Source organism: Yersinia proxima (genome assembly GCF_902170785.1).
GTDB classification, from domain to species: domain Bacteria; phylum Pseudomonadota; class Gammaproteobacteria; order Enterobacterales; family Enterobacteriaceae; genus Yersinia; species Yersinia proxima.
This window is the reverse complement of record NZ_CABHYG010000017.1, coordinates 301427-323503: the sequence shown is the minus strand read 5'-3', so window position 1 is coordinate 323503 and position 22077 is coordinate 301427. Positions and strand designations below refer to the sequence as shown.

Genomic DNA, 22077 nt, shown 5'->3' with positions numbered 1-22077 from the left:
GCCCAACTTAAGGGCAAAAGTTACATTAACCTAACGCCATTGGAGCAAATGCCCAACTAAAGAGCTTATGCTCAAGAATTATCTTAATGCTGACTGAGATTGCGGAGAACATGATGAATACTGAACTGAACTCAACCCCTGCAGTGTGGCTACATATTGGTGCGGGATCTTTTCACCGCGCTCATCAGGCCTGGTACCTGCATCGTTTACGGGCTGCGGGTGATAATCGCTGGTCTATTGCGCTGGCGAATATTCGCGATGATGCAACCCCTTTGCTGACAACTTTAGCGGCACAGCATGGCGAATACATGCTGGAAACGGTCACACCTGCCGGAGAGCGCCAATATGAAAAGATCACCTCGCTACGCAAAATCATTCCGTGGGATAAAGAACTGCACAATTTGGTTGAGCAAGGCAGCAAGGCGGAAACTCGCGTTATCTCCTTTACCGTGACCGAGGGCGGCTACTATCTGGATAATCAATTTAACTTACAACAGGATAACGCCGATATTCAAGCCGATCTCAACGGGGATTGCCGGACAATTTATGGTGCGATCAGCCGGATTTTGCTGCAACGCCAACAACTGCACAGCGGCCCGGTGACTTTGCTGAACTGCGATAATTTGCGCCATAACGGCGAGCGTTTCCGCCACTGCCTGTTGCAGTTTTTGGCACTGCGTGACCAGCAAAGTTTGCTCAGTTGGGCAACCGACCAAACTCGCAGCCCGAATACCATGGTTGACCGCATTACGCCTCGCCCATCTGACGATATCGCCCCGCGTGTACTGGAACAAACCGGTTTTGCCGACAAAGTACCGGTTATGGGGGAGTCATTTATTCAGTGGGTTATTGAAGATGACTTTATTGCCGGGCGACCCGCGCTGGAAAATGTGGGGGTAGAAATGGTCGAATCTGTGCTGCCCTATGAAGAAGCAAAGATTCGTATCCTCAATGCCAGCCACAGTTGTATCGCCTGGGCGGGTACGTTGATCGGTCAGAGTTACATTCACGAAAGTACGCAAACAGCCGCTATTCGCCAGATGGCCTATGACTATGTGACCCAGGATGTCATCCCGTCGCTGTCACCAAGTCCATTGGATTTAGCCAATTACCGTGATGTGGTTTTAGACCGTTTCAGTAACCCATATATCCGCGACACCAATCAACGCGTCGCCGCCGACGGTTTCTCCAAAATCCCCGGTTTTATCACACCGACGTTGATGGAGTGCTACCAACGAGGTTGTACCCCCGCCGCCACAGCCATGCTGCCCGCCCTGTTCTTTGTCTTTATGGAGAGTTGGCACCAAGGCACCCTGCCATATGAATACCAGGATGGCATGTTAGATGCTTCTGCCGTTCATGCCATGTTCCAGTCGGCTGACCCTGTGGGTCTGTTTGCCCGCGATAACAAACTGTTTGGCGCTCTGGCCAGTGACAACCAGTTTGAACAGTTATTACGACAATCCATTGACCGGGTTAATGCCTGGGTGATGGCTAACCGTTAATCAGCGACAAGGAATGGCTATGTATCTTGGACTTGATTTAGGCACATCAGAAATTAAAGCCGTGGTGATTGATGATCATGGGCAGATCCTGGCAAGCGAAGGTGAGCCGCTCACCGTGCAACGCCCGCATCCGCTGTGGTCAGAACAAAATCCGACTGACTGGTGGCAGGCGACACAACGCGTGATTGGCCGCCTGCGTCATAAAATACCGCAACGCTGGGGTGAAATCCTCGCTATTGGCCTGTCGGGGCAAATGCACGGTGCGGTGTTGCTCAACCGTGAAGACCATATTTTGCGTCCGGCGATTTTGTGGAATGACGCGCGTTGTGCCGACGAGTGCGAGGAGCTAACGCGCAATGCCCCGCAGTTACATCAGATTGCCGGCAATTTGGCGATGCCGGGTTTCACTGCGCCAAAACTACTGTGGGTAGCTCGCCACGAGCCAGAAATCTTCTCACAACTCGCCACCGTACTGCTGCCGAAAGATTATCTGCGCTGGATGATGAGTGGCGATAAGGTCAGCGATATGTCTGACTCCGCCGGAACACTGTGGCTGGATGTGGCAAAACGGGATTGGTCAGACTCCCTGCTGGCCGCTTGTGGCTTATCGCGTGACATGATGCCACGGCTGATTGAAGGCAATCAGCCCAGCGGCTATCTGAAAGCAGATATTGCCCGCGAATGGGGGTTGTCCGATAAGGTGGTGATTGCCGGTGGCGGTGGCGATAATGCCGCCAGTGCCGTTGGGATTGGAGCCATTAATCCCGGCGATGGATTTATCTCTTTAGGTACATCCGGCGTGTTATTTGCCGTCAATGATTGCTATCGCCCTAACCCACAATCGGCGGTACATGCTTTTTGCCATGCCTTGCCCCATCGTTGGCACCAGATGAGTGTGATGCTCACCGCTGCCAGTGCGCTGCGCTGGTTATGCCAACTGCTGGGCACCAATGAAACAACCTTGTTGTCCGAAGTGGCTCAACTCAGTCGGTCAGAACAACGGCTGGCCCCAATTTTCCTGCCGTATCTTTCCGGCGAACGCACCCCCCATAACGATCCGCTGGCAACCGGCGCTTTTCACGGCATGACACATGCGACTGATCGCGCGGCATTGGCTTATGCGGTGCTGGAGGGCGTCACTTTTGGTATTGCAGATGGTTTAGCGGTATTGGAACAGGCGGGCACTCAACTCACCCAGGCATCGCTGATTGGCGGCGGTGCGCGCAGTGCCTGGTGGGGGCAACTGATGGCCGATACGCTTAATTTACCTATTGTAACCCACAGTGGTGGGGAAGCTGGCGGCGCGTTAGGTGCAGCGCGTTTAGGCTGGCTGGCGACCGGTGGTGATGAGCAACGGGTGTGTGCCAAACCGCAAATTGACCAGCGCTTTATTCCGGATATTAACCGGCAAGATACCTTATTCACCCGCCTTGAGCGCTATCGATTACTTTACCAACAGCAACGCCAGTTGCGCCAAACGCTAGCACGATAAAAACCAAAACACACATACGCCCGGGTGAGCAAATCGCCCTTTCATTCGCTGTCCCTACAAATAAGCAGCTGGCGCTCAAGCGCCAAAGGAACTGATTATGCAAAAAAAATCGACTCATTGGTTTGGTTTGCCAATGAATTTATTCTGGGGCTACATTGCTATTGCCATGTTTATGAGTGGCGATGGCTTTGAGATGGCCTTCTTATCCAAGCATATTACCGATATGGGGTTTTCACCGGCGCAATCGGCCTTTGTCTTTACCCTTTATGGGTTAGCGGCAGCCATTGCCGCCTGGAGTTCCGGTGTGGTGGCGGAAATTATCACGCCACAACGCGCAATGCGCATAGGGTTTATCCTGTGGGTGGTGATGCATTGCTTGTTTATGCTGTTTGGCCTGGGGATGAAAAGCTATCCATTAATGCTGGTGTTCTACGGGATCCGTGGCCTGGCCTACCCGCTATTTATCTATTCATTTGTCATGTTGATTGTGCAAAACGTGCCTAAACAGCAACTCTCTTCGGCGATGGGCTGGTTCTGGGCGATGTACTCGGTGGGCATTGGTGTGGTGGGCAGCTATTTACCGAGCTTCACCATTCCGATGATAGGTGAAACCGGCACTCTGTGGTTTGCCATTGTGTGGGTCGCAGCCGGTGGCATGATGGCCCTGATACTGCTGCGCAATGTGGGCACTGCCAGCCCGAAGGCGGCGCTGTCCAATAAAGAAAAAATCAAAGAGTTGTCGCGAGCGGTGACCATTCTCTTTACCAACAAGAATATTTTCTTGTCCTGTCTGATCCGAATTATTAACACGCTATCCTTGTTCGGATTTGCCGTGATCATGCCGCTGCTGTTTGTTGGCAGACTCGGCTTTACCATGTCTGAATGGCTGCAAATCTGGGCTGTGTTCTTCTTCGTGACCATTTTCACTAACATCATGTGGGGAATTTTGGGCGAAAAAATTGGTTGGATGCGGCAGGTGCGTTGGTTTGGTTGCATCGGCTGCGCAATCTCCAGCCTGGCGTTTTACTATATTCCAATGCATTTTGGTCATAACTTCTGGGCAGCACTTATCCCGGCGGTGATGTTAGGAATAACAGTAGCGGCGTTTGTCCCGATGACCGCAGTGTTCCCGGTATTGGAGCCAGAACACAAAGGTGCCGCTATTTCGATTTATAACCTGTCTGCCGGTTTGAGTAATTTTGTTGCGCCAGCCATAGCCTCGCTGGTATTGCCTTTCTTCGATATTGTCGGCGTGGTGTGGGTGTATACCGCGTTGTACCTGATTGCAGCGGTGTTGACCTTGATTGTCAAAGTCGAACAACCGGGCCATGTGGATACCTATTACCGCAAAGAGTCGCTAAACAGCATCAATACGCCTCCTGTTGCAGCAAGTTTGCAGGCTGAGCGCTAATCTGTTGTTTTCTGCAGCAGAAGTAAGACTATTTACCATAAAAAACGCCCATCTCGCGGCGGGCGTTTTTTATCAATTGCGCGGTAGGATAACGATACTCAGCGCTGCATCCACTGGCCGTTTATCCCGCGCACATATTCCCCCGCCGCCGCACGGTTAACCAACTTTTGCCCCGCCAGCTTGGCTACATCCTCGGTTGAAATATGGTTTTTTTGCGCCACTTCCTGATATTTCTCTGCTCTGGCGATGTTAATTTGTTCCACCAGCGCCAGTGTTTCAGCATCTTTTTTCACCGGAGCCAGATAGCCACTCAGAGTTTCGCCCACCCGACCTTGCTGTTTAGCCTGCTCTAATGTCAGCGCAAATGCCCCTGAGCTAAAGACTAAGCTGCTGCTTAAGATTATGCAGCTCAGTATTACGCGGATTAACTGTTGTGGTGAGCCAATCCAGCCGGACGTTAGCTTTTTCATAATGGCCCCTTAAAATAGATTGGATTGATTTTTAAGCAGATTTTCCACGTCTTTATCAACTCGAATCTGGATCTCATGCTCAATCTTGACGTTCATATTAATCGTGATCGGTTTTTCCGGGGTTGCTACTTCAAGACGTAAACAGCCACTCAGCATAAAAATGCCCAGCGCGATTGCCGCACGTTCCCATGTCAAGATCTTCATTCCTTAGCCCTCACCGGTATCGATTCTGTTGGTCGTAACGAAAGTGTTTGCTGTAACCACTCTTGTAAATTGTCACCAAAACGCAGGCTACGCCAGAGTTGGAATACATTTTCCTCATGCTGATAATTCAGCACTATCTCTCGTTTTGAGTTTTTCTGTGTATTAACACCATGGATCTTAGAACGTAACGTCAATTGACCCAGGTTATCTAAACTGACGGTGGCATAGGATTGGTAAATCTCCATATAGCGCAACCAGTCAATCGCCGCGCCAGCAACCAAATTGCTCTCACCGATAGAATTAGCCAAATCAGGATCCAGACGCAGTGTCACTGTGCCGTCATTCGCCATCCAACCATTGCGCACCAACCATTGTGGATTATTGAGATAAAGCGGCAATTCACCGTTCACTTTACCCGACATCGCCAATTGTTTGGGTTTGAGTACGGTAAATAATTCACTTAAATCAATCGCTTTTAATTTCAGCACCGCCGCATCATGTTGGGGCAAGCGCAAAGCCGACAAACTTAAATGCCCTTTCAGAATATCCATGCCTACATGACTTAAGGTCAATGGGGCTTTCTCTGAATAGGGAAAAGTCCCCTGCAAATCGGCGGTAATATTCTGCATTTCAAACAAATTGGTTAGCGAGGCAATACGTAGCATAACAGGCTGTTTCGGCCCCAACAGCCAGTGGTGATTTTCTAAGCGATAAGACATCACGAAATCCAACCCGCTGAGTTCGCCATCTTTCAGCCACATACCGCCATTGTTGACAACCCAATGCCCACCCGCAGTAAAACCTTGTTCGCGAGCAGCAGAAAAAGCAGCCTGAGCATACAGCTCCCCATCACGCAGTTTGATACCCAATTCTTCTGAAATAAGCGGTTGGAATACTGTCAGCGATTGTTTTGGCCACCAGCCCTCACCCCGTAACCGCTCGCCATCCCAACGGCCACGCAATGCAATTGGCCCGATAGCCTGCGCCTGTAACTTACCCTGCCACAAAAAGCTGTCCGGCTCGCGTCCATTCAGTTGCAGTGAGAGCACGGCTGGAGGGAGATAACCGCCACCGTCACTAAACGCGACTTTTTTAGCACCCAGTTCAAAACCGGCAATAAAAGCGGGGTGATGATTATCGCGCTGCCAGGTCAGAGGCTTGACTAAAGTCAGCCGTGGAGCCTCGACTGAAACCACCCCATATTGCAGCCGATCAAAGCCGGTCGAGAGTTTATCGACAGTGATCAACGTCCCCTGCCAACTTCCCCTGCCGCCCATATCCCAACGCGCAGCCAGCGGCGGCAACTGACCATTACCCCAATATCGCCACTGCCACTGGCCTTTATCGGGCCAAAACTCTTGTGCCTGCCCATCCAGATGCAGATTAAAATCACCCCAATAACTGTCTTGTGCATCCACAATGGCCTGTAGCCGCCCCGTCACCCCAGCAGCCGTCACCTTAATCCCCGCCAAAGGCCAACGCGCATCTCTGATACGTAACTCCGGTGTCACATTACCATGAGCACGCAACAAAGCACCTGGATGCAGTACCCAGGTCGGATTCAATATTGAACCGCTAAGTAAGCCGGGGATGGTGGCATTCAATACCATTCGTTCCAGATTAGCTTGACCACTGAGCTGGAATTTTAAGTCACTGTTTATCATGCTCAGATTGCCAGGCCCCAGCGTCAGGACAGCATTGCCTTTACCACTTTTCCCCGAGGTGATGACGTTAATGCGCGCCTCAATCGAGGTTTGATCCAATCCCTGATCCCAGTCATACAGCGTCAGATTAATGCCACCACTCAAGGGTTGCAGCTGGTAAGGCCATTGCCACTGGCCGTTAACTATTTGAATTTTGTTCGAGGAGACGTGCCAGGGTAACCGCGCGAGCGGAGTGTCATCGCCCCGCTCTGTCAGGGTTAAAACGCCCTCTTGTTGTTGCCAACTCAATTTCAATAATAACGGTTGAGACAGATATCCTGTCGTCAATACGCCGTCGAGCGCACCTTGTTCTGGCCAATCGTCCAGCGACAGTGGGATTTTAATTTTACCGCTCAGTTCGAAGGGTTGCGGGGTGCCGGGAACGGCAATAGAGAATTGATGCAGACTAAGTTGCTGCTGCGCATCCAGGGTCGCGGCGAAACTCAATTGCTGACCCTGATAATGCAACTCTTGGGTGAGATCTTTATTGCCTGCCGAAGTTAAGCTCAGTTTCCCCGCGTATTGCTGCCACGGCGTAATCTGCAAATTGCCGATATTCAGATCAAGTTTTGACAACTGTTGCTGCCAGTAAGCCAAATCTTGCGGCGCACCCTCGTCGCTGCCCGGTAACTTGCTCAGACAGGCCGTATCCACAGTGACGGTATTAGCCGCTAACTGCCACCGACCTTGATGATAACCGACACTTAATTGGTCAATATTAGCCAAGGTGCAATCTTGTACCCGATAGCGCAGTAGTGGCAGACGCAATGCGCCATCATGCCAAACTGGAGGATGGGTTAAGACCAATTGGCTACCTGCGGGTAACCAGAATTGTGCGATTTTCGGTAGCCATTGTGGTAGCGTTTTCCATAATACCACCAGAAAAATTGCGCTGATTAATAGCAACCAACCCACTGTTTTTGCGCATTTAGCCATGACTTACCTTGTGTTATTACCAACCAGACGTCCAATGTACTGTCTAAACTGCTGCAAGATATCATAATAACGAACTATGCTCTGATGACTCACACACAGAACTGCGGCCATTGAAATTTGGAAGAAAAGCCTTACTTCATTGGCATAAGAAACTTACAAGAACCTTACTTAACTTATTATTGTGGCAAATTGTATGATTTATTCAAATCTGTTAGATTGATCACAATATTTTAGCGGAGATATCATGATGAAATTAGCCGTTTACAGTACCAAACAGTATGACCGTAAATACCTCGAATTGGTCAACAAAGATTTTGGCTTTGAATTAGAGTTTTTCGATTTTCTGTTAAGCCCAAAAACCGCCAAAATGGCGGCAGGCTGTGACGCGGTGTGTATTTTCGTCAATGATGATGCTTGTCGCGAAACATTGACAGAATTGAAAGAGGTCGGCGTTAAGATTTTGGCGTTACGCTGTGCCGGCTTTAATAATGTCGATTTAAATGCAGCCAAAGAATTGGGTATTCCAGTGGTTCGCGTACCCGCTTATTCACCGGAAGCCGTCGCTGAGCATACCGTAGGTATGATGCTGAGCCTTAATCGCCGTATTCACCGAGCTTATCAACGTACCCGTGATGCCAACTTCTCACTGGAAGGCCTGATTGGTTTCAATATGCATGGCCGCACCGCGGGGATCATCGGCACCGGTAAAATTGGTGTTGCAACTATGCGCATCTTGAAAGGTTTCGGTATGCGCTTGTTAGCCTATGACCCTTACCCAAACCAGGCAGCACTGGATTTGGGGGCTGAATATGTCGATCTCGATACCTTATATGCTCAATCTGATGTTATCTCGCTGCACTGCCCGATGTCGCCGGAAAACCATCATTTGCTCAATAAGCAATCATTTGAAAAAATGAAAGATGGCGTGATGATCATTAACACCAGTCGTGGGGGCCTAATTGACTCTACGGCAGCGATTGATGCGCTGAAACAGCAGAAAATCGGTTCACTCGGCATGGACGTGTATGAAAATGAACGTGATTTGTTCTTTGAAGACAAATCCAATGACGTGATTCAGGATGACGTTTTCCGCCGTCTGTCTTCTTGCCATAATGTGTTATTTACCGGGCATCAGGCCTTCCTGACAGAAGAAGCGCTGACCAGTATTTCTAACACGACCTTGCAGAATATTGCGCAGTTGGAAAAGGGTGAAACTTGCCCGAATATTGTTTCGGCCTAATATATCCAGAAAGCCGCAGGGTGAGTCTCAAGGATGAGGCTCATTCATCCCGATTAGCTGACTTAGATTTTATAAGTGATTCGGGTAATTGAGCGCAGCCAACGCATCTGCGACTTAAAAGATGGCGATAGCTATATACCCAATAGATTTCGAGGTGCAGGAAGGCGGCAAACGAAAGCATCCCGATGAGCTTACACTGGTAAGTGATTCGGGTAATTGAGCGCGGCCAACGCATCTGCGACTTGAAAGATAGAGGGTATATCAGCGAGCCGGACAAGCGCCGCGCATTAATGCCCACTCCTCACAGCGTTTACCATCCGGTAATTGACACATGCCGACGCTACCACCATTAAGTTGCTTGGCAATGGTCAATACACCACCAGCATTGGCACAATTGACGGCCGCAGGATTTGCCATATTAAGATTATGAACATTAGCACTGGTGGCTTGTTGTTCCGGTTCATAGGTATCGCTATTGTTTAAAGTGGTATCTGTTGCATTATTGCTGCTACAGGCGGCTAAAAAGAACACGGCTCCACCGACAAACCAGGATATCAATTTCATTCTTTTGCTCCGGCATGAGAAATATATCGCGCTATAATTGTTTTATATAATAACTGTTATAATTAAAACACAACAGAAATAAGCATAAATGCATTAATTAAATTTAGCTCAGATCAAAACGGGCAATCGAGCTATCGCGCTATTCTGGCGCTAAGGGTTGGCTAAAAATAAGCAAACCATATTAATCATAGTAAAGAATCAAACACCTACAGTTTGTACAAAATAAAACGGGAATAATTATGATTACTGATTTACTACTCCGAATTACTTTAGCGGGTGCTTTGGGAGGATTGATTGGGCTGGAACGTCAACTGCGAGCTAAAGATGCCGGATTAAGAACGCATATCCTGGTGGGTATTGGCAGTGCCATGTTTATGATTGTCTCAAAATATGGTTTTGAAGATTTGCTAACATTAGAGCACGTCAGTTTTGACCCCAGCCGTGTCGCGGCACAGGTCGTCAGTGGCATGGGCTTCCTCGGTGCCGGGACCATCATGATTCAAAAACAGATGGTCAAAGGGCTGACTACCGCTGCCGGAATGTGGGTCACCGCCGCGATTGGTCTGGTGATTGGTAGCGGCCTATATGAGATTGGTATTTACGGCACCATGGTGACATTAGTCGTGCTGGAGATCTTCCGCCAGTTAAGTAACCGCTTTATTGGTGAGCATCATTTTGTTTCTATAAAGCTACTCGCGGACAGCGTACCGCGTATTTTGATTGCCATGCAAAAATTGCAGCTACACCCCACTAATCTGTCCGTCACACACAAACCTGAAAAAGGCGAACATGATTGTGAACTCACGCTGGAAGTGATGCTGCCGCCCAGAAAAAGCCTGGATCAGATCTATGAAAAACTATTGGCGGTTGAGGGCATACATCAGGTAGATATTAAATAGCTAAAGGGTATAGCGCGTTATCGTTCCAACCGCGATAACGCGTAAGCAGGAATATAATTTCCCCCACCTGGGATGATTAATGCATTGGCGTCTTCGACAGCAGGTTAATCACCAACACACCGGCGATAATCAATGTCATACCGGCAATGGCCGCCCAGTCTAATTTCTGCTGATACATAAAAGTGGCAGCGACGGACACTAATACAATTCCCAGCCCTGACCAAATAGCATAAGCAATCCCTAATGGCATGGTTTTCACCACTTGCGATAAGCCCCAGAAAGCAATGCCATAACCGATCACCACTACAATAGAGGGCACAAGTCGGGTAAAGCCGTCAGAGGCTTTTAACATCGTGGTGGCTATCACTTCGGCAACAATTGCCATCATTAAATACATGAAACCACTCATTATCCGTCTCTCATTTCAGTATTGGGTCGACATTATGCCTATTGGCGATTGAATGGTCATTAAATCTATTTACGCTTCACAATTATTTCACAAATAAACTCAGCGCCGCACAATTATTGTGCGCCGAAGTAGCAAGCAATATCTAATCGCTGTTATCAATAGTTTTCTAATTGTAATAATTATTATCTGAAGGCCACAATATAACCCCAAATCTGCTATTCGTCTTATTCACGACACAAGCTGTCGGGCCGCCGCCACACAAATGCGATAACTGGCAAAAATACTCTCTGCTAGAATTTCATTATTAGTTCAAATAGTCAGAGACACCCCGCACTTCTTTTGTTCTCTGCATGACTTGCAATGTGAAGGTATAAATTAATGATTACTACTGACGGTAACAGTGCAGTAGCTTCTGTGGCCTATCGTGCCAGTGAAGTTATTGCCATCTACCCTATTACGCCAAGCTCCACCATGGCAGAACAAGCTGATGCCTGGTCTGGTGATGGTAAAGTCAATATCTGGGGGGATGTTCCCCGCGTGGTTGAAATGCAGTCTGAAGGCGGGGCCATTGCCACGGTGCATGGCGCACTGCAAACCGGCGCATTATCAACTTCGTTTACCTCCTCGCAGGGATTGTTGCTGATGATCCCTACCCTGTACAAGCTGGCTGGCGAGCTGACACCTTTTGTCCTGCATGTGGCGGCGCGTACCATCGCGACCCATGCCCTGTCTATCTTTGGTGATCACTCAGATGTTATGGCAGTGCGGCAAACGGGCTGTGCCATGCTGTGCGCCAGCAGTGTGCAGGAAGCGCAAGATTTCGCTCTGATTTCCCAAGTAGCAACTCTCAATAGTCGCATCCCATTTATTCATTTCTTTGATGGTTTTCGTACCTCCCACGAAATCAATAAAATTGTACCGCTCAGTGATGATACGCTGCGCCAACTGCTGCCGCAGAAAGGCATCGACGGCCACCGCAGTCGGGCGCTTTCGCCAGATCATCCGGTGGTGCGGGGCACTTCCGCTAACCCGGATACCTATTTCCAGTCTCGCGAAGCCACTAATCCTTGGTATAACAATACGTATCAACATGTTGCCGATGCCATGCAGGCTTTTGCCGAAGCTACCGGGCGTGAATATAAGCCATTTGAGTATTACGGCCACCCACAGGCGGAGCGCGTTATCATTCTGATGGGCTCAGCCATAGGTACATGTGAAGAAGTGATTGATAGCCTGCTAACCCGTGGGGAAAAAGTGGGCGTACTGAAAGTGCGCTTATTCCGCCCCTTCTCTGCCGAACATCTGCTCAGTGTCTTGCCGCAATCAGTGACTAAGATTGCGGTGCTGGATCGCACCAAAGAACCCGGTGCACTGGCCGAGCCACTTTATCTTGATGTCATGACCGCGCTGGCGGAAGCCTATAGCCGGGGTGAGCGCGCCACATTGCCGAAAGTGATTGGTGGCCGCTATGGTTTATCTTCCAAAGAGTTTGGCCCCGATTGTGCGCTGGCGGTGTTCAAAGAATTATCGCTTGATTTACCGCGCCCGCGCTTTACCGTAGGGATTTTTGATGACGTGACGGGGCTGTCCTTACCACTCACTGATGAGAAAATCGAACAACGCGCCACATTGGAAGCCCTATTTTACGGCCTTGGCAGTGATGGCTCAGTCTCTGCGACAAAAAATAACATTAAGATTATCGGCAACAGTACCTCGCTGTATGCTCAAGGTTATTTTGTTTACGACTCGAAAAAGGCCGGTGGCCTGACCGTCTCTCACTTGCGTGTCAGTGAAACGCCTATTAATTCGGCTTATCTGGTCAGCCAGGCCGATTTTGTCGGCTGCCATCAATTACAGTTTATTGATACCTACCAAATGGCGGAACGCCTCAAGCCCGGCGGCATCTTCCTGATTAATACCCCGTTTAGCGCCGATGAAATGTGGCAGCGTCTGCCGCAAGAAGTTCAGGCGGTACTGCACCAGCGCAATGCCCGTCTGTTTGTGATTAATGCAGCAAAAATTGCTCGCGAATGCAAACTGGGTGCGCGCATCAATACCGTGATGCAGATGGCGTTCTTCCACCTGACGCAAATATTGCCAACCGCTATGGCGCAAGAGCAATTACGGGCGGCCATTGACCGTAGCTACAGTAATAAAGGGCCAGAAATTGTTACTCGTAACTGGCAGGCACTGGATGCCACCCTTGATGCATTGGTTGAAATCCCACTGCAACCGATTGATGAAAACAGCCCGATGCGCCCACCTATTGTCTCGGATCAAGCGCCTGATTTCGTTAAAACTGTCACTGCCACCATGCTGGCTGGTTTGGGAGACGCCCTACCCGTTTCGGCTTTCCCACCGGATGGCACCTGGCCAGTGGGCACCACCCAGTGGGAAAAACGGAATATTGCTGAAGATATTCCTATCTGGCAACCCGACCTGTGTACCCAGTGTAACCACTGCGTTGCTGCTTGCCCGCACTCGGCCATTCGCGCCAAAGTGGTACAGCCGGATGCGATGTCAAGCGCACCAGGCAGCTTACAATCGCTGGATGTCAAAGCCCGCGATATGCGTGGTCAAAAGTATGTCTTGCAAGTTGCACCGGAAGACTGCACTGGGTGTAATCTTTGTTATGAAGTCTGCCCGGCGAAAGACCGGCAGAACCCAGAAGTCAAAGCCATCAATATGAAACCGCGGCTGGAACATCTGGTGGAAGAAAAAGCCCACTATGATTTCTTCCTCAAATTGCCGGAAATCGATAAAACGCAAATGGAGCGCATCGATATCCGTACCTCACAGTTGATCTCGCCGCTGTTTGAGTATTCCGGTGCTTGCTCTGGTTGTGGTGAAACGCCATACATTAAATTGCTCACCCAGTTGTATGGCGATCGTCTGTTAATTGCCAATGCCACCGGTTGCTCTTCAATTTATGGTGGCAATCTGCCGACCACACCTTATACCACCAATGCCGATGGCCGTGGCCCCGCCTGGGCTAACTCGCTGTTTGAAGATAACGCCGAATTTGGCTTGGGCTTCCGCCTGACTGTTGACCAACATCGCCAACGGGTTATCCGTTTGATCAATCAATTGGCAACGCAATTGCCGCAGGAATTGGTCAACCAACTGCTGAATGAGGAGGCGACACCTGAAGTTCGCCGTGAGCAGGTCACACAACTGCGCCAGCTGTTAAAAGATATTCCGGGTAACGACGCGCAACAATTGGCAACCGATGCAGATTATCTGGTGGATAAATCCATCTGGCTGATTGGAGGTGACGGTTGGGCCTATGATATTGGCTTTGGTGGCCTGGACCATGTGCTCAGTCTGACGGAAAACGTCAATGTGCTGGTGTTAGATACCCAATGTTATTCCAATACCGGTGGTCAGCAATCCAAAGCCACGCCACTGGGCGCGGTAACCAAGTTTGGCGAGCATGGCAAACGTAAGGCACGCAAAGATTTGGGCGTCAGCATGATGATGTATGGTCATGTTTATGTCGCGCAGATTTCGCTTGGCGCACAGCTGAATCAAACTGTTAAAGCTATTCAGGAAGCGGAAGCCTACCCTGGTCCGTCTCTGATTATTGCTTACAGCCCTTGCGAAGAGCACGGTTATGATTTGGCCTACAGCCATGACCAAATGAAGCAGCTAACCGCCACCGGCTTCTGGCCGCTGTATCGCTTTGACCCACGCCGTACCGACGAAGGCAAAGTGGCTTTGGCACTGGATTCTCGCCCACCAAACAGTGATTTGACCACCACATTGCTCAATGAGCAGCGCTTCCGGCGGCTCAATACCCAAGAGCCAGAAGTTGCCGCACAGCTGTATGCTGCGGCTGAAAAAGATCTGAAAAAACGGTATGACTTCCTAAGTTTGCTGGCAGGTAAAGGGGAAAAAGCAGCAACGGAATAATAGGCAGTCCGTTAAACCAAAAGCCAGTCAGTGAAAAGCTGACTGGCTGAGGTTAGTGACAAAGTACCCGTAACGGTGAAAACAGGCAGATCGTAAAGTCGCCACACTTCTTTTGTTAAAACAAGCCTTCCCTGGAGGCTTGAGCCGCGCCTTCCCTGGCGCGGACACTTTACTCTTCTACCTGCCTTCACCTTGCAAGATCGAGCTATCGAGGGTTGTCAGCAGTCTGAAGCCAGCCAGTAAAAAACTACAAATATTCACCATTGGTTTCGATCACTTTCTGATACCAATAAAAACTCTTTTTACGGTAACGATCCAAGGTGCCATTACCCTCATTATCTTGATCGACATAAATGAAACCATAGCGTTTATTCATTTCTGACGTTGACGCGCTAATCAGATCGATAGGTGCCCAAGAGGTATAGCCCATCAATTCAACCCCATCTTTGACGGCCTCTTTCATTTCCTTTAAATGGGAACGGAAGAATTCGATTCGATAGTCATCATTGATTTGGTTATCCTTATCAACTTTATCAACGGCACCCATCCCATTCTCCACCACAAATAATGGGATTTGATAGCGGTCGTACATATCATTTAGTGCAATACGCAAGCCAACCGGATCAATTTGCCAGTCCCAGTCAGTGGTCTTCAAATACGGGTTTTTAACGCCGCCAGCAATATTTCCACCCACTTTATCCATCTTGTCGGCATTAACACTGGTCACCAACGACATGTAATAACTGAATGACAGAAAATCTACTGTATGTTGCTGCAGAATCTCTTCATCGCCGGGCTGCATGACGATGTTAATACCTTTTTCCGCAAAACGACGCGTCATATGGCGTGGATAACGGCCACGGATTTGGACATCCGAGAAGAAATAGTTAAGTTGGTTTTCCTGATAAGCCAGCAATACATCTTCCGGGGCACAACTTTCCGGATAGGTTAGCAAACGAGTCAACATACAGCCTATTTTGGCATCCGGTGAAATTCGCTTACAGTGTTTAACGGCTAATGCACTGGCAACAAACTGATGGTGCAACGCTTGATAAATAATCGATTCGACTTCATCCGCTGGGAAGCGCTCAGTCACAATACCGCCGGAAGTAAATGGATGGCGAATTAAACTGTCGATCTCATTAAAGGTCAGCCAATACTTTACTTTATGTTGGTAGCGCTCTAAAACAGTAATCGAAAACTTTTCAAATAAATCGACCGTTTTTCTGCTACTCCAACCGCCGTAATTATTAACCAAATAGATTGGCATTTCATAATGGGAAAGTGTGACTAAAGGTTCAATACCGTTCTTATGCATTTCATCGAACAAATCATCATAAAAACGTAAACCCTCTTCATTTGGTTGTTCTTCAATGCCATTAGGGTAAATACGTGTCCAGGCAATAGATACCCGCAAGACTTTAAAATTCATTTCGGCAAATAGTGCCATATCTTGTTTATAACGATGATAGAAATCTATACCCCGCCGCTTTGGATAGTCACTCGCATCCTTGGCTGCAATAGCGTCTGCAATTTGTTGATTGCTAATTTTATAATGTTTCTCATACTCTTCGCGTTTGAGATCTTTTTTATGAATCGCCATGTCAGCAGTAGATAAACCTTTGCCCCCTGCATTCCAGCCACCCTCAACCTGATTAGCGGCGACAGCCCCCCCCCATAAAAATCCCTTAGGAAAACCTTTAATCAATAAATCTGTCATCTTATATCTCCAATATATATTTAGGCTGAGGCAGGAAGCACAGTCATTAATGTATTGCTACGATCAATACTGTCTCGCTCAGTGACCAGAATATCTTTGTAGTCGTCGGTATTAGCAATAATAACTGGTGTTGTTATATCAAACCCTTTAGCTACTAGCGCATTAAGGTCGAATGTTAAAAGTAATTGCCCTTTGGTGACAATATCACCTTCATTTATATTATTTTTAAAAAATTCGCCATTTAACTTTACCGTATCAATACCTACATGAATGAGAATTTCCACCCCCTCATCGGAGATAATCCCTATAGCATGGTGAGTATGGAATAATTTTGACACAACACCATTCACTGGCGAATAGACAAAACCTTCAGTGGGATAAATGGCAATTCCCTTCCCTATTATTTCGCTGGCGAAAACGCCATCTTTAACATCAGCCAACGGTACTATTTTTCCATTAAGGGGGGCATTCAATAACACTTCATTTAATGCCGTTGCTGAGTTATTTCGAACAAATTGACTATTTGAGGTGTTACCTGAGTGCGATACCACACTGCTTTCATCTATTTTCTCATCAAAACCTAATATATAAGTCAGTACTGTTGATAAGACAAATGCCATCGATATACCAATAACATAATAAGCGAAAGTATTGGTCATAAATGCAGGCAGCGTAGTCAATGCCGGAAAAACATAAGCCATTACTGTGGTGCCCATGGCGCCAACAAATCCTCCAGCAATAGTTCCTGCAATAAGAGAAGCAATTAATGGACGCTTATATTTGATGGAAATACCGTAAACAATCGGTTCCGTCACCCCGGCAAATAACGCGGGAACCATAGTGGACAAGGCGAAGGATTTTAATTTCTTATCCTTGGTTTTAAGGAACACACCAAATGCAGCGCCAGCCGAAGCAAATGTTGCGGTGGCCGCAGCGGGCTTAATGGTATCAAAACCATGTAATGCCAGGTTATTCAACATCACAGGGACTAATCCCCAATGTAAGCCAAACATCACTAACAATGTCCAGCCACCACCAATAATTGCCCCCGTCAGCATACCGCTTACATTATTCATATAAGCAATACCGGCACCAATGCCATCCCCCAGATACACTCCAATCGGCCCAACGGCAATCACTATTACCGGCACCATGATGAGCAACCCAAGCATAGGGACAGCTATCATTTCAATACTTTGATGAATGAAGCGTTTTAAAAATCGTTCAAGATAAGAGTAAGCCCAAATAGCGAGAATGGCCGGGATCAGGGTTGATGAATATTTCATCAGCACCACGGGTATCCCCATAAACTCGACAATATCCCCTTGATTCTTCATCAACCCGGTAAATGTGGGTTCCAGTAACGCCCCGACAATAGCCACTGACACAAAGGGGTGAGCATTGAAAGATTTAGCACATGAGAACGCTAATAAGAGTGGAAGAAAATAAAATACACTGTTACTGGCCGCAGCCAGAATTTTATAAGTGCTACCGGTTGGGTCAATAAAATGATAGGTCGATAAAATAACCAGTAGTGCTTTCAACATACCGGCACCAGCCAGGGCTGGTACAATAGGGACTAAAATAGACGACATTTTATTAAAAATACGGCCGACTATATTACCCTTCTTATCAGGTGATGACTCACCTTCGACTGATGACGCATTTCCTTTAATACCAAAATCGTCAACGATCGCACTATAGACTTTAGTCACATCGTTGCCGATAACAACTTGATATTGACCATTACTTTCAACAGCTAAAATGACACCTTCCAATTTATCCAAAACTGATTTATTGAATTTCTTGGAATCTTTGAGAGAAAATCTTAAACGTGTAATGCAGTGAGTGAGTGAAACAATGTTTCCTTTCCCACCTACATGTTCAATTATCTCCCCTGCCAGCATATTATATGCACCCATGGGATAACCTCAATTAAATTGATAATCTATTGAATCCAATTATTCTCTGGATAATTCTTTTTAATTTAAATTTATTAATGTTCTATTTAAGTCGGCACTCTGACATGTTCAATGTGGATAGCAAGAAACATCATTTCGTCACCGGTTAACTCCCGGCCATAATCATGTTTAATAAATTTATTTACTTTCTTAGCACACTCATAAGAAGTCGAGTATTTTTCCGCAACAACGTCATGTAACGAGTTGTCATTGGTCAAGACATAAGTATTACTGAGTAAACGGTGAGAAAAGAATTTTAAATGCGTCACAAAACGTTGGAAATTAATTGATTCTTCTTCATATTCAATATTGAAGTGATATTTAACAATATTCAATAAGTCTTGAATAACTTTTGATACATTCTCTATATCAGGCATGGTGCCGTCTTTTTGTGAATTCAACAGATGAAGTGCAATAAATCCAGCCTCATCTTCAGCAAGATCGACATTAAGTTTTTGTTTGATATTTTCTAATGCAGAAACGCCAATAATAAACTCATTCCGGTAGAGACGTTTGATATCCCAAAGCAGCATATTTCTAACATGAACCCCTTGCTTCGCTCGTTCAATAGCAAAACTAATATGATCCAACAGTGAAGCGTAAACACTCTTATGAATTTTTCTATCTAATTTAGTCGTGGCTTGTTTAACAATATCCAGCACAATATCAAACAGCTCCTCAGGGAGATCCTGAAAAGCATCATGGGTTTTATCAAAGCTATTTTCTTCATCAAGACGGAATATTTTTTGAATACCTGCTTCATCAACCAGGTCATTTGACTTTTTATTGAAACCAACGCCTTTTCCAATAACAACACATTCTTTCCCACTAAAATCGTGAGCGACGACCACATTGTTATTCAGAACTCTTTGTATTCTCATATTCCACCCAAAAAAAAAGGCAAAACTTAAAAGAGTTCATTCTCTTTTAGGTTTTGCCTGTTCTTACACAGTAACAATCCGTTGAAGCCACTACATCATAAAGAATGGGATGTGGCAAGTTGCGATAATGATTCTTCCTTTTTTTGTGAACTATTTCACAAGCTATAGACAAGCCCCTTTCACAAAACTCATATATCATGCCTCACATGCCAGAGATTAAAACACTAATATATATGCTTGTTGAATGATAAACTTATGTCATAGCAGCACTGCCCCCATTATGCCCCTAACTGGATATGAGTCACGAACAAATGCAAGAGAAACAAGTGGTTAACCAAAAAACACAATACGATTTGAACAAATTACAGAAACGCCTGCGCCGTAATGTCGGTCAGGCGATTGCTGATTTTAATATGATTGAAGAAGGTGATCGCGTCATGGTCTGCCTGTCAGGGGGCAAAGACAGCTACACCATGTTGGATATTTTGCAGAACTTGCAAAAAAGCGCGCCAATTAACTTCACTCTCATCGCGGTTAATCTGGATCAGAAACAGCCTGGTTTCCCTGAAGATATCTTGCCTGCCTATCTGGATAAGCAAGGTGTTGAATACAAGATTGTTGAAGAGAACACTTACGGGATTGTGAAAGAGATCATTCCGGAAGGGAAAACCACCTGCTCACTCTGTTCGCGCCTGCGCCGTGGGATTTTATACCGCACCGCGACTGAACTGGGAGCCACCAAAATCGCACTTGGTCACCATCGCGATGATATTCTGCAAACGCTATTCCTGAATATGTTCTATGGCGGCAAACTGAAAGGCATGCCACCCAAACTGATGAGCGACGATGGTAAACATGTGGTTATTCGCCCGCTGGCCTACTGTCGCGAAAAAGACATTGAGCGTTTTGCTGTTGCCAGAGAGTACCCGATTATTCCGTGTAACTTATGCGGCTCGCAACCTAACCTGCAACGTCAGGTGATCAAAGATATGCTTCGTGATTGGGATAAACAGTATCCGGGGCGGATCGAAACCATGTTCAGCGCTATGCAAAATGTGGTGCCATCACATTTAAATGATCACAAGTTATTTGATTTCAAAAGCATTACTCACAATAGTGAAATTGTTGATGGCGGTGATTTGGCTTTTGACCGCGAAGAGTTACCGCTGCAACCGGTTGGCTGGCAGCCAGAAGATGATGATGAGGACGGCGATAAGCAACCACTGGTTCGCCTCGACGTACTGGAAATAAAATAAGCGAGTATCGGGTGTTGCTTCTCACCGTTCAGGTGTAGAGGCAATATCCTCTTCAACCCTCCTCCCTATCTTCCCCAAAAAAAACAAAAAAAATGCCGATGTTGAAACAACATCGGCATCGTAACAATTATGTGCTATGCAGTAATTCAAAAATAAAAGTATTACAAATATGGAGCGCAACGCCCATCGCTTGACGTTGCATTCACCTGCAAAGTGATAATGCCTGAGTCATCACTGTCAAATCTTGATATCGCTCAATTTTGCAGTGATTAACGTGCTACCTGGCACACTCTTTTACTCGCTTACGAATAGCTAATTAGAGCCATTTACTGCGTTTTAACCACCATGCAACACCGAGCACCAACACCACCAACATCATACAAAATGTTGCAAAACCAAAAGAATCGGTATTACCAGGAATGCCACCGAGGTTGACACCAAACAGCCCGGTTAGAAAAGTGGTAGGTAAAAACACCATAGCCAGCAGTGACATGGTATACGTACGCCGGTTCATCGCATCAGCCATTAATGAGCTAATTTCATCAGACAACACCGCAGTACGCGCAATGCTGGAGTCTAAATCCTCTAAACCTCGCCCTAAACGTTCTGAGATTTCCTGCATACGCCGTCGATCATCATCATTCATCCACGGTAAGCGCTCACTGGCTAACCGGGAGAAAACATCGCGCTGAGGTGCCATATACCGCCGCAGTACAATCAGCTGCTTACGTAATAATGCCATCTGCCCACGCGCTGGGATCTTTTGCTCCAATAAATCATCTTCGAGATCGATAATTTTATCGTGCAAGTCTTCAATAAACTCACTGGTGTGATCGGTCAATCCATCAACAATCTCCACCAGCCAATTGCCACTGTTGGTTGGGCCAGTGCCACTTTGTAAATCGTTGAGCACATCATCAATCGAGTAAACTTTGCGATGCCGGGTTGAGACTATCAATTTATCTGTCATATAAACCCGGATAGTGACTAGCTGGTCAGGGCGGGCATCATTATTGAAGTTAATCCCTCGGAGAGTGATCATCGTGCCGTCACCCAAGCGGGTCACTTTCGGACGGACACTTTCACCCGCCAGACCATCGCGAACAACTTCAGGCAGTAGCGGCGTATTTTGCAACCAGGCTGCGCTGTCCGGGTGAGTGTAATCCAGATGCAGCCAACATGGCTGCTCTGCGGTAGCAACAGCATCGGAGCTGATTGATGTCACTCCCCCTTTACCATCGAGTTGATAAGAATAAACGGCATCAGAAACTTGAAGTGCTTTTCCTTCGACTACATCCACGACAACATCCTCAATTTCAGCATTTATCATGCAATTAGCTCAGTGTAGCGCCCACTAACTGATCTTTAAAGGTGATGTATGCGGATAGCTTGCTATCACTATAAAATAATCGAAGTACACTTTATATTAGTGCATCGTCAATGCGGTATCCGATTCATTAACTATATGTTTCCAAGTAATATAACTTATATCAAACAGTTAAATTTGAGATTAA

At 47.0% G+C, this 22077-nt stretch carries 16 protein-coding genes; 7 read left to right on the top strand and 9 right to left on the bottom strand.

Annotated elements, in window-relative coordinates; all coding sequences use genetic code 11:
* Nucleotides 1-113: 113 nt before the first annotated feature.
* From dalD to FTB31_RS17730, 3 genes are all read left to right on the top strand, one after another.
* Nucleotides 114-1505, top strand: coding sequence for a D-arabinitol 4-dehydrogenase (dalD, locus tag FTB31_RS17740; protein WP_227731662.1), 1392 nt, complete (start codon nt 114-116; stop codon nt 1503-1505).
* A gap of 19 nt (nt 1506-1524) precedes the next feature.
* Nucleotides 1525-2997, top strand: coding sequence for a xylulokinase (xylB, locus tag FTB31_RS17735; RefSeq protein ID WP_077174691.1), 1473 nt, complete (start codon nt 1525-1527; stop codon nt 2995-2997).
* Nucleotides 2998-3094: 97 nt separating this feature from the next.
* Nucleotides 3095-4408 (top strand): MFS transporter, encoded by a 1314-nt coding sequence (locus FTB31_RS17730; protein WP_139343679.1) that lies wholly within the window; start codon nt 3095-3097, stop codon nt 4406-4408.
* 98 nt (nt 4409-4506) lie between these two features.
* On the opposite strand, the gene FTB31_RS17725 is transcribed toward FTB31_RS17730, so the two are convergent.
* Genes FTB31_RS17725 through FTB31_RS17715 form a run of 3 tightly spaced genes read right to left on the bottom strand, consistent with a single transcriptional unit; the run spans nt 4507 to nt 7721 of the window.
* Nucleotides 4507-4878 carry a YdbL family protein gene (locus FTB31_RS17725; RefSeq protein ID WP_077174690.1) on the bottom strand — a complete coding sequence of 124 codons (372 nt, stop codon included), beginning with the start codon at nt 4876-4878 and terminating at the stop codon, nt 4507-4509.
* A gap of 9 nt (nt 4879-4887) precedes the next feature.
* Entirely contained in the window at nt 4888-5082 is a 195-nt protein-coding gene (locus FTB31_RS17720) for a YnbE family lipoprotein (protein WP_050078576.1), read from the bottom strand.
* The gene (locus FTB31_RS17715) at nt 5079-7721 is read right to left on the bottom strand and encodes a YdbH family protein (RefSeq protein WP_227731661.1); all 2643 of its coding nucleotides are present in this window, start codon (nt 7719-7721) and stop codon (nt 5079-5081) included. Before FTB31_RS17715 ends, FTB31_RS17720 begins: the two co-directional genes overlap by 4 nt.
* A gap of 247 nt (nt 7722-7968) precedes the next feature.
* On the opposite strand from FTB31_RS17715, the gene FTB31_RS17710 reads away from it, so the two are divergent.
* A complete protein-coding gene (locus tag FTB31_RS17710) occupies nt 7969-8961 on the top strand; it encodes a 2-hydroxyacid dehydrogenase (RefSeq protein ID WP_050078600.1) in 993 nt (330 codons plus the stop codon).
* Nucleotides 8962-9222: 261 nt separating this feature from the next.
* Here FTB31_RS17710 and FTB31_RS17705 read toward each other — a convergent pair whose 3' ends face one another.
* Nucleotides 9223-9525 carry a putative hemolysin gene (locus FTB31_RS17705; protein ID WP_050078574.1) on the bottom strand — a complete coding sequence of 101 codons (303 nt, stop codon included), beginning with the start codon at nt 9523-9525 and terminating at the stop codon, nt 9223-9225.
* A 239-nt stretch (nt 9526-9764) separates the two neighbouring features.
* On the opposite strand from FTB31_RS17705, the gene FTB31_RS17700 reads away from it, so the two are divergent.
* The gene (locus FTB31_RS17700) at nt 9765-10424 is read left to right on the top strand and encodes an MgtC/SapB family protein (RefSeq protein ID WP_050078573.1); all 660 of its coding nucleotides are present in this window, start codon (nt 9765-9767) and stop codon (nt 10422-10424) included.
* Between the two features lie 76 nt (nt 10425-10500).
* Here FTB31_RS17700 and FTB31_RS17695 read toward each other — a convergent pair whose 3' ends face one another.
* Nucleotides 10501-10833, bottom strand: a complete 333-nt coding sequence (locus FTB31_RS17695) for a DMT family transporter (protein ID WP_050078572.1) — start codon at nt 10831-10833, stop codon at nt 10501-10503.
* Between the two features lie 378 nt (nt 10834-11211).
* Here FTB31_RS17695 and nifJ point away from each other — a divergent pair, with 378 nt between their 5' ends.
* Entirely contained in the window at nt 11212-14745 is a 3534-nt protein-coding gene (nifJ, locus tag FTB31_RS17690) for a pyruvate:ferredoxin (flavodoxin) oxidoreductase (protein ID WP_077174687.1), read from the top strand.
* A 247-nt stretch (nt 14746-14992) separates the two neighbouring features.
* Here nifJ and FTB31_RS17685 read toward each other — a convergent pair whose 3' ends face one another.
* The 3 genes from FTB31_RS17685 to licT form a co-directional block, all read right to left on the bottom strand.
* Nucleotides 14993-16465, bottom strand: a complete 1473-nt coding sequence (locus tag FTB31_RS17685) for a glycoside hydrolase family 1 protein (RefSeq protein ID WP_050078570.1) — start codon at nt 16463-16465, stop codon at nt 14993-14995.
* Nucleotides 16466-16485: 20 nt separating this feature from the next.
* The gene (locus FTB31_RS17680) at nt 16486-18387 is read right to left on the bottom strand and encodes a beta-glucoside-specific PTS transporter subunit IIABC (protein ID WP_227729767.1); all 1902 of its coding nucleotides are present in this window, start codon (nt 18385-18387) and stop codon (nt 16486-16488) included.
* A gap of 86 nt (nt 18388-18473) precedes the next feature.
* Entirely contained in the window at nt 18474-19307 is an 834-nt protein-coding gene (gene licT, locus FTB31_RS17675; protein ID WP_077174686.1) for a BglG family transcription antiterminator LicT, read from the bottom strand.
* 311 nt (nt 19308-19618) lie between these two features.
* On the opposite strand from licT, the gene ttcA reads away from it, so the two are divergent.
* Nucleotides 19619-20563, top strand: coding sequence for a tRNA 2-thiocytidine(32) synthetase TtcA (gene ttcA / locus FTB31_RS17670; RefSeq protein ID WP_077174685.1), 945 nt, complete (start codon nt 19619-19621; stop codon nt 20561-20563).
* A gap of 316 nt (nt 20564-20879) precedes the next feature.
* Here ttcA and zntB read toward each other — a convergent pair whose 3' ends face one another.
* On the bottom strand, nt 20880-21863 hold the full coding sequence (zntB, locus tag FTB31_RS17665; protein WP_077174777.1) for a zinc transporter ZntB: 984 nt from the start codon (nt 21861-21863) through the stop codon (nt 20880-20882).
* Nucleotides 21864-22077 lie beyond the last annotated feature (214 nt).

What these genes read in the sequence shown, in the direction of transcription:
- dalD (WP_227731662.1), top strand. Translation starts at nt 114, where the DNA reads ATGAATACTGAACTGAACTCAACCCCTGCAGTGTGGCTACATATTGGT.
- xylB (WP_077174691.1), top strand. Translation starts at nt 1,525, where the DNA reads ATGTATCTTGGACTTGATTTAGGCACATCAGAAATTAAAGCCGTGGTG.
- FTB31_RS17730 (WP_139343679.1), top strand. Translation starts at nt 3,095, where the DNA reads ATGCAAAAAAAATCGACTCATTGGTTTGGTTTGCCAATGAATTTATTC.
- FTB31_RS17725 (WP_077174690.1), bottom strand. Translation starts at nt 4,878, where the DNA reads ATGAAAAAGCTAACGTCCGGCTGGATTGGCTCACCACAACAGTTAATC.
- FTB31_RS17720 (WP_050078576.1), bottom strand. Translation starts at nt 5,082, where the DNA reads ATGAAGATCTTGACATGGGAACGTGCGGCAATCGCGCTGGGCATTTTT.
- FTB31_RS17715 (WP_227731661.1), bottom strand. Translation starts at nt 7,721, where the DNA reads ATGGCTAAATGCGCAAAAACAGTGGGTTGGTTGCTATTAATCAGCGCA.
- FTB31_RS17710 (WP_050078600.1), top strand. Translation starts at nt 7,969, where the DNA reads ATGAAATTAGCCGTTTACAGTACCAAACAGTATGACCGTAAATACCTC.
- FTB31_RS17705 (WP_050078574.1), bottom strand. Translation starts at nt 9,525, where the DNA reads ATGAAATTGATATCCTGGTTTGTCGGTGGAGCCGTGTTCTTTTTAGCC.
- FTB31_RS17700 (WP_050078573.1), top strand. Translation starts at nt 9,765, where the DNA reads ATGATTACTGATTTACTACTCCGAATTACTTTAGCGGGTGCTTTGGGA.
- FTB31_RS17695 (WP_050078572.1), bottom strand. Translation starts at nt 10,833, where the DNA reads ATGAGTGGTTTCATGTATTTAATGATGGCAATTGTTGCCGAAGTGATA.
- nifJ (WP_077174687.1), top strand. Translation starts at nt 11,212, where the DNA reads ATGATTACTACTGACGGTAACAGTGCAGTAGCTTCTGTGGCCTATCGT.
- FTB31_RS17685 (WP_050078570.1), bottom strand. Translation starts at nt 16,465, where the DNA reads ATGACAGATTTATTGATTAAAGGTTTTCCTAAGGGATTTTTATGGGGG.
- FTB31_RS17680 (WP_227729767.1), bottom strand. Translation starts at nt 18,387, where the DNA reads ATGGGTGCATATAATATGCTGGCAGGGGAGATAATTGAACATGTAGGT.
- licT (WP_077174686.1), bottom strand. Translation starts at nt 19,307, where the DNA reads ATGAGAATACAAAGAGTTCTGAATAACAATGTGGTCGTCGCTCACGAT.
- ttcA (WP_077174685.1), top strand. Translation starts at nt 19,619, where the DNA reads ATGCAAGAGAAACAAGTGGTTAACCAAAAAACACAATACGATTTGAAC.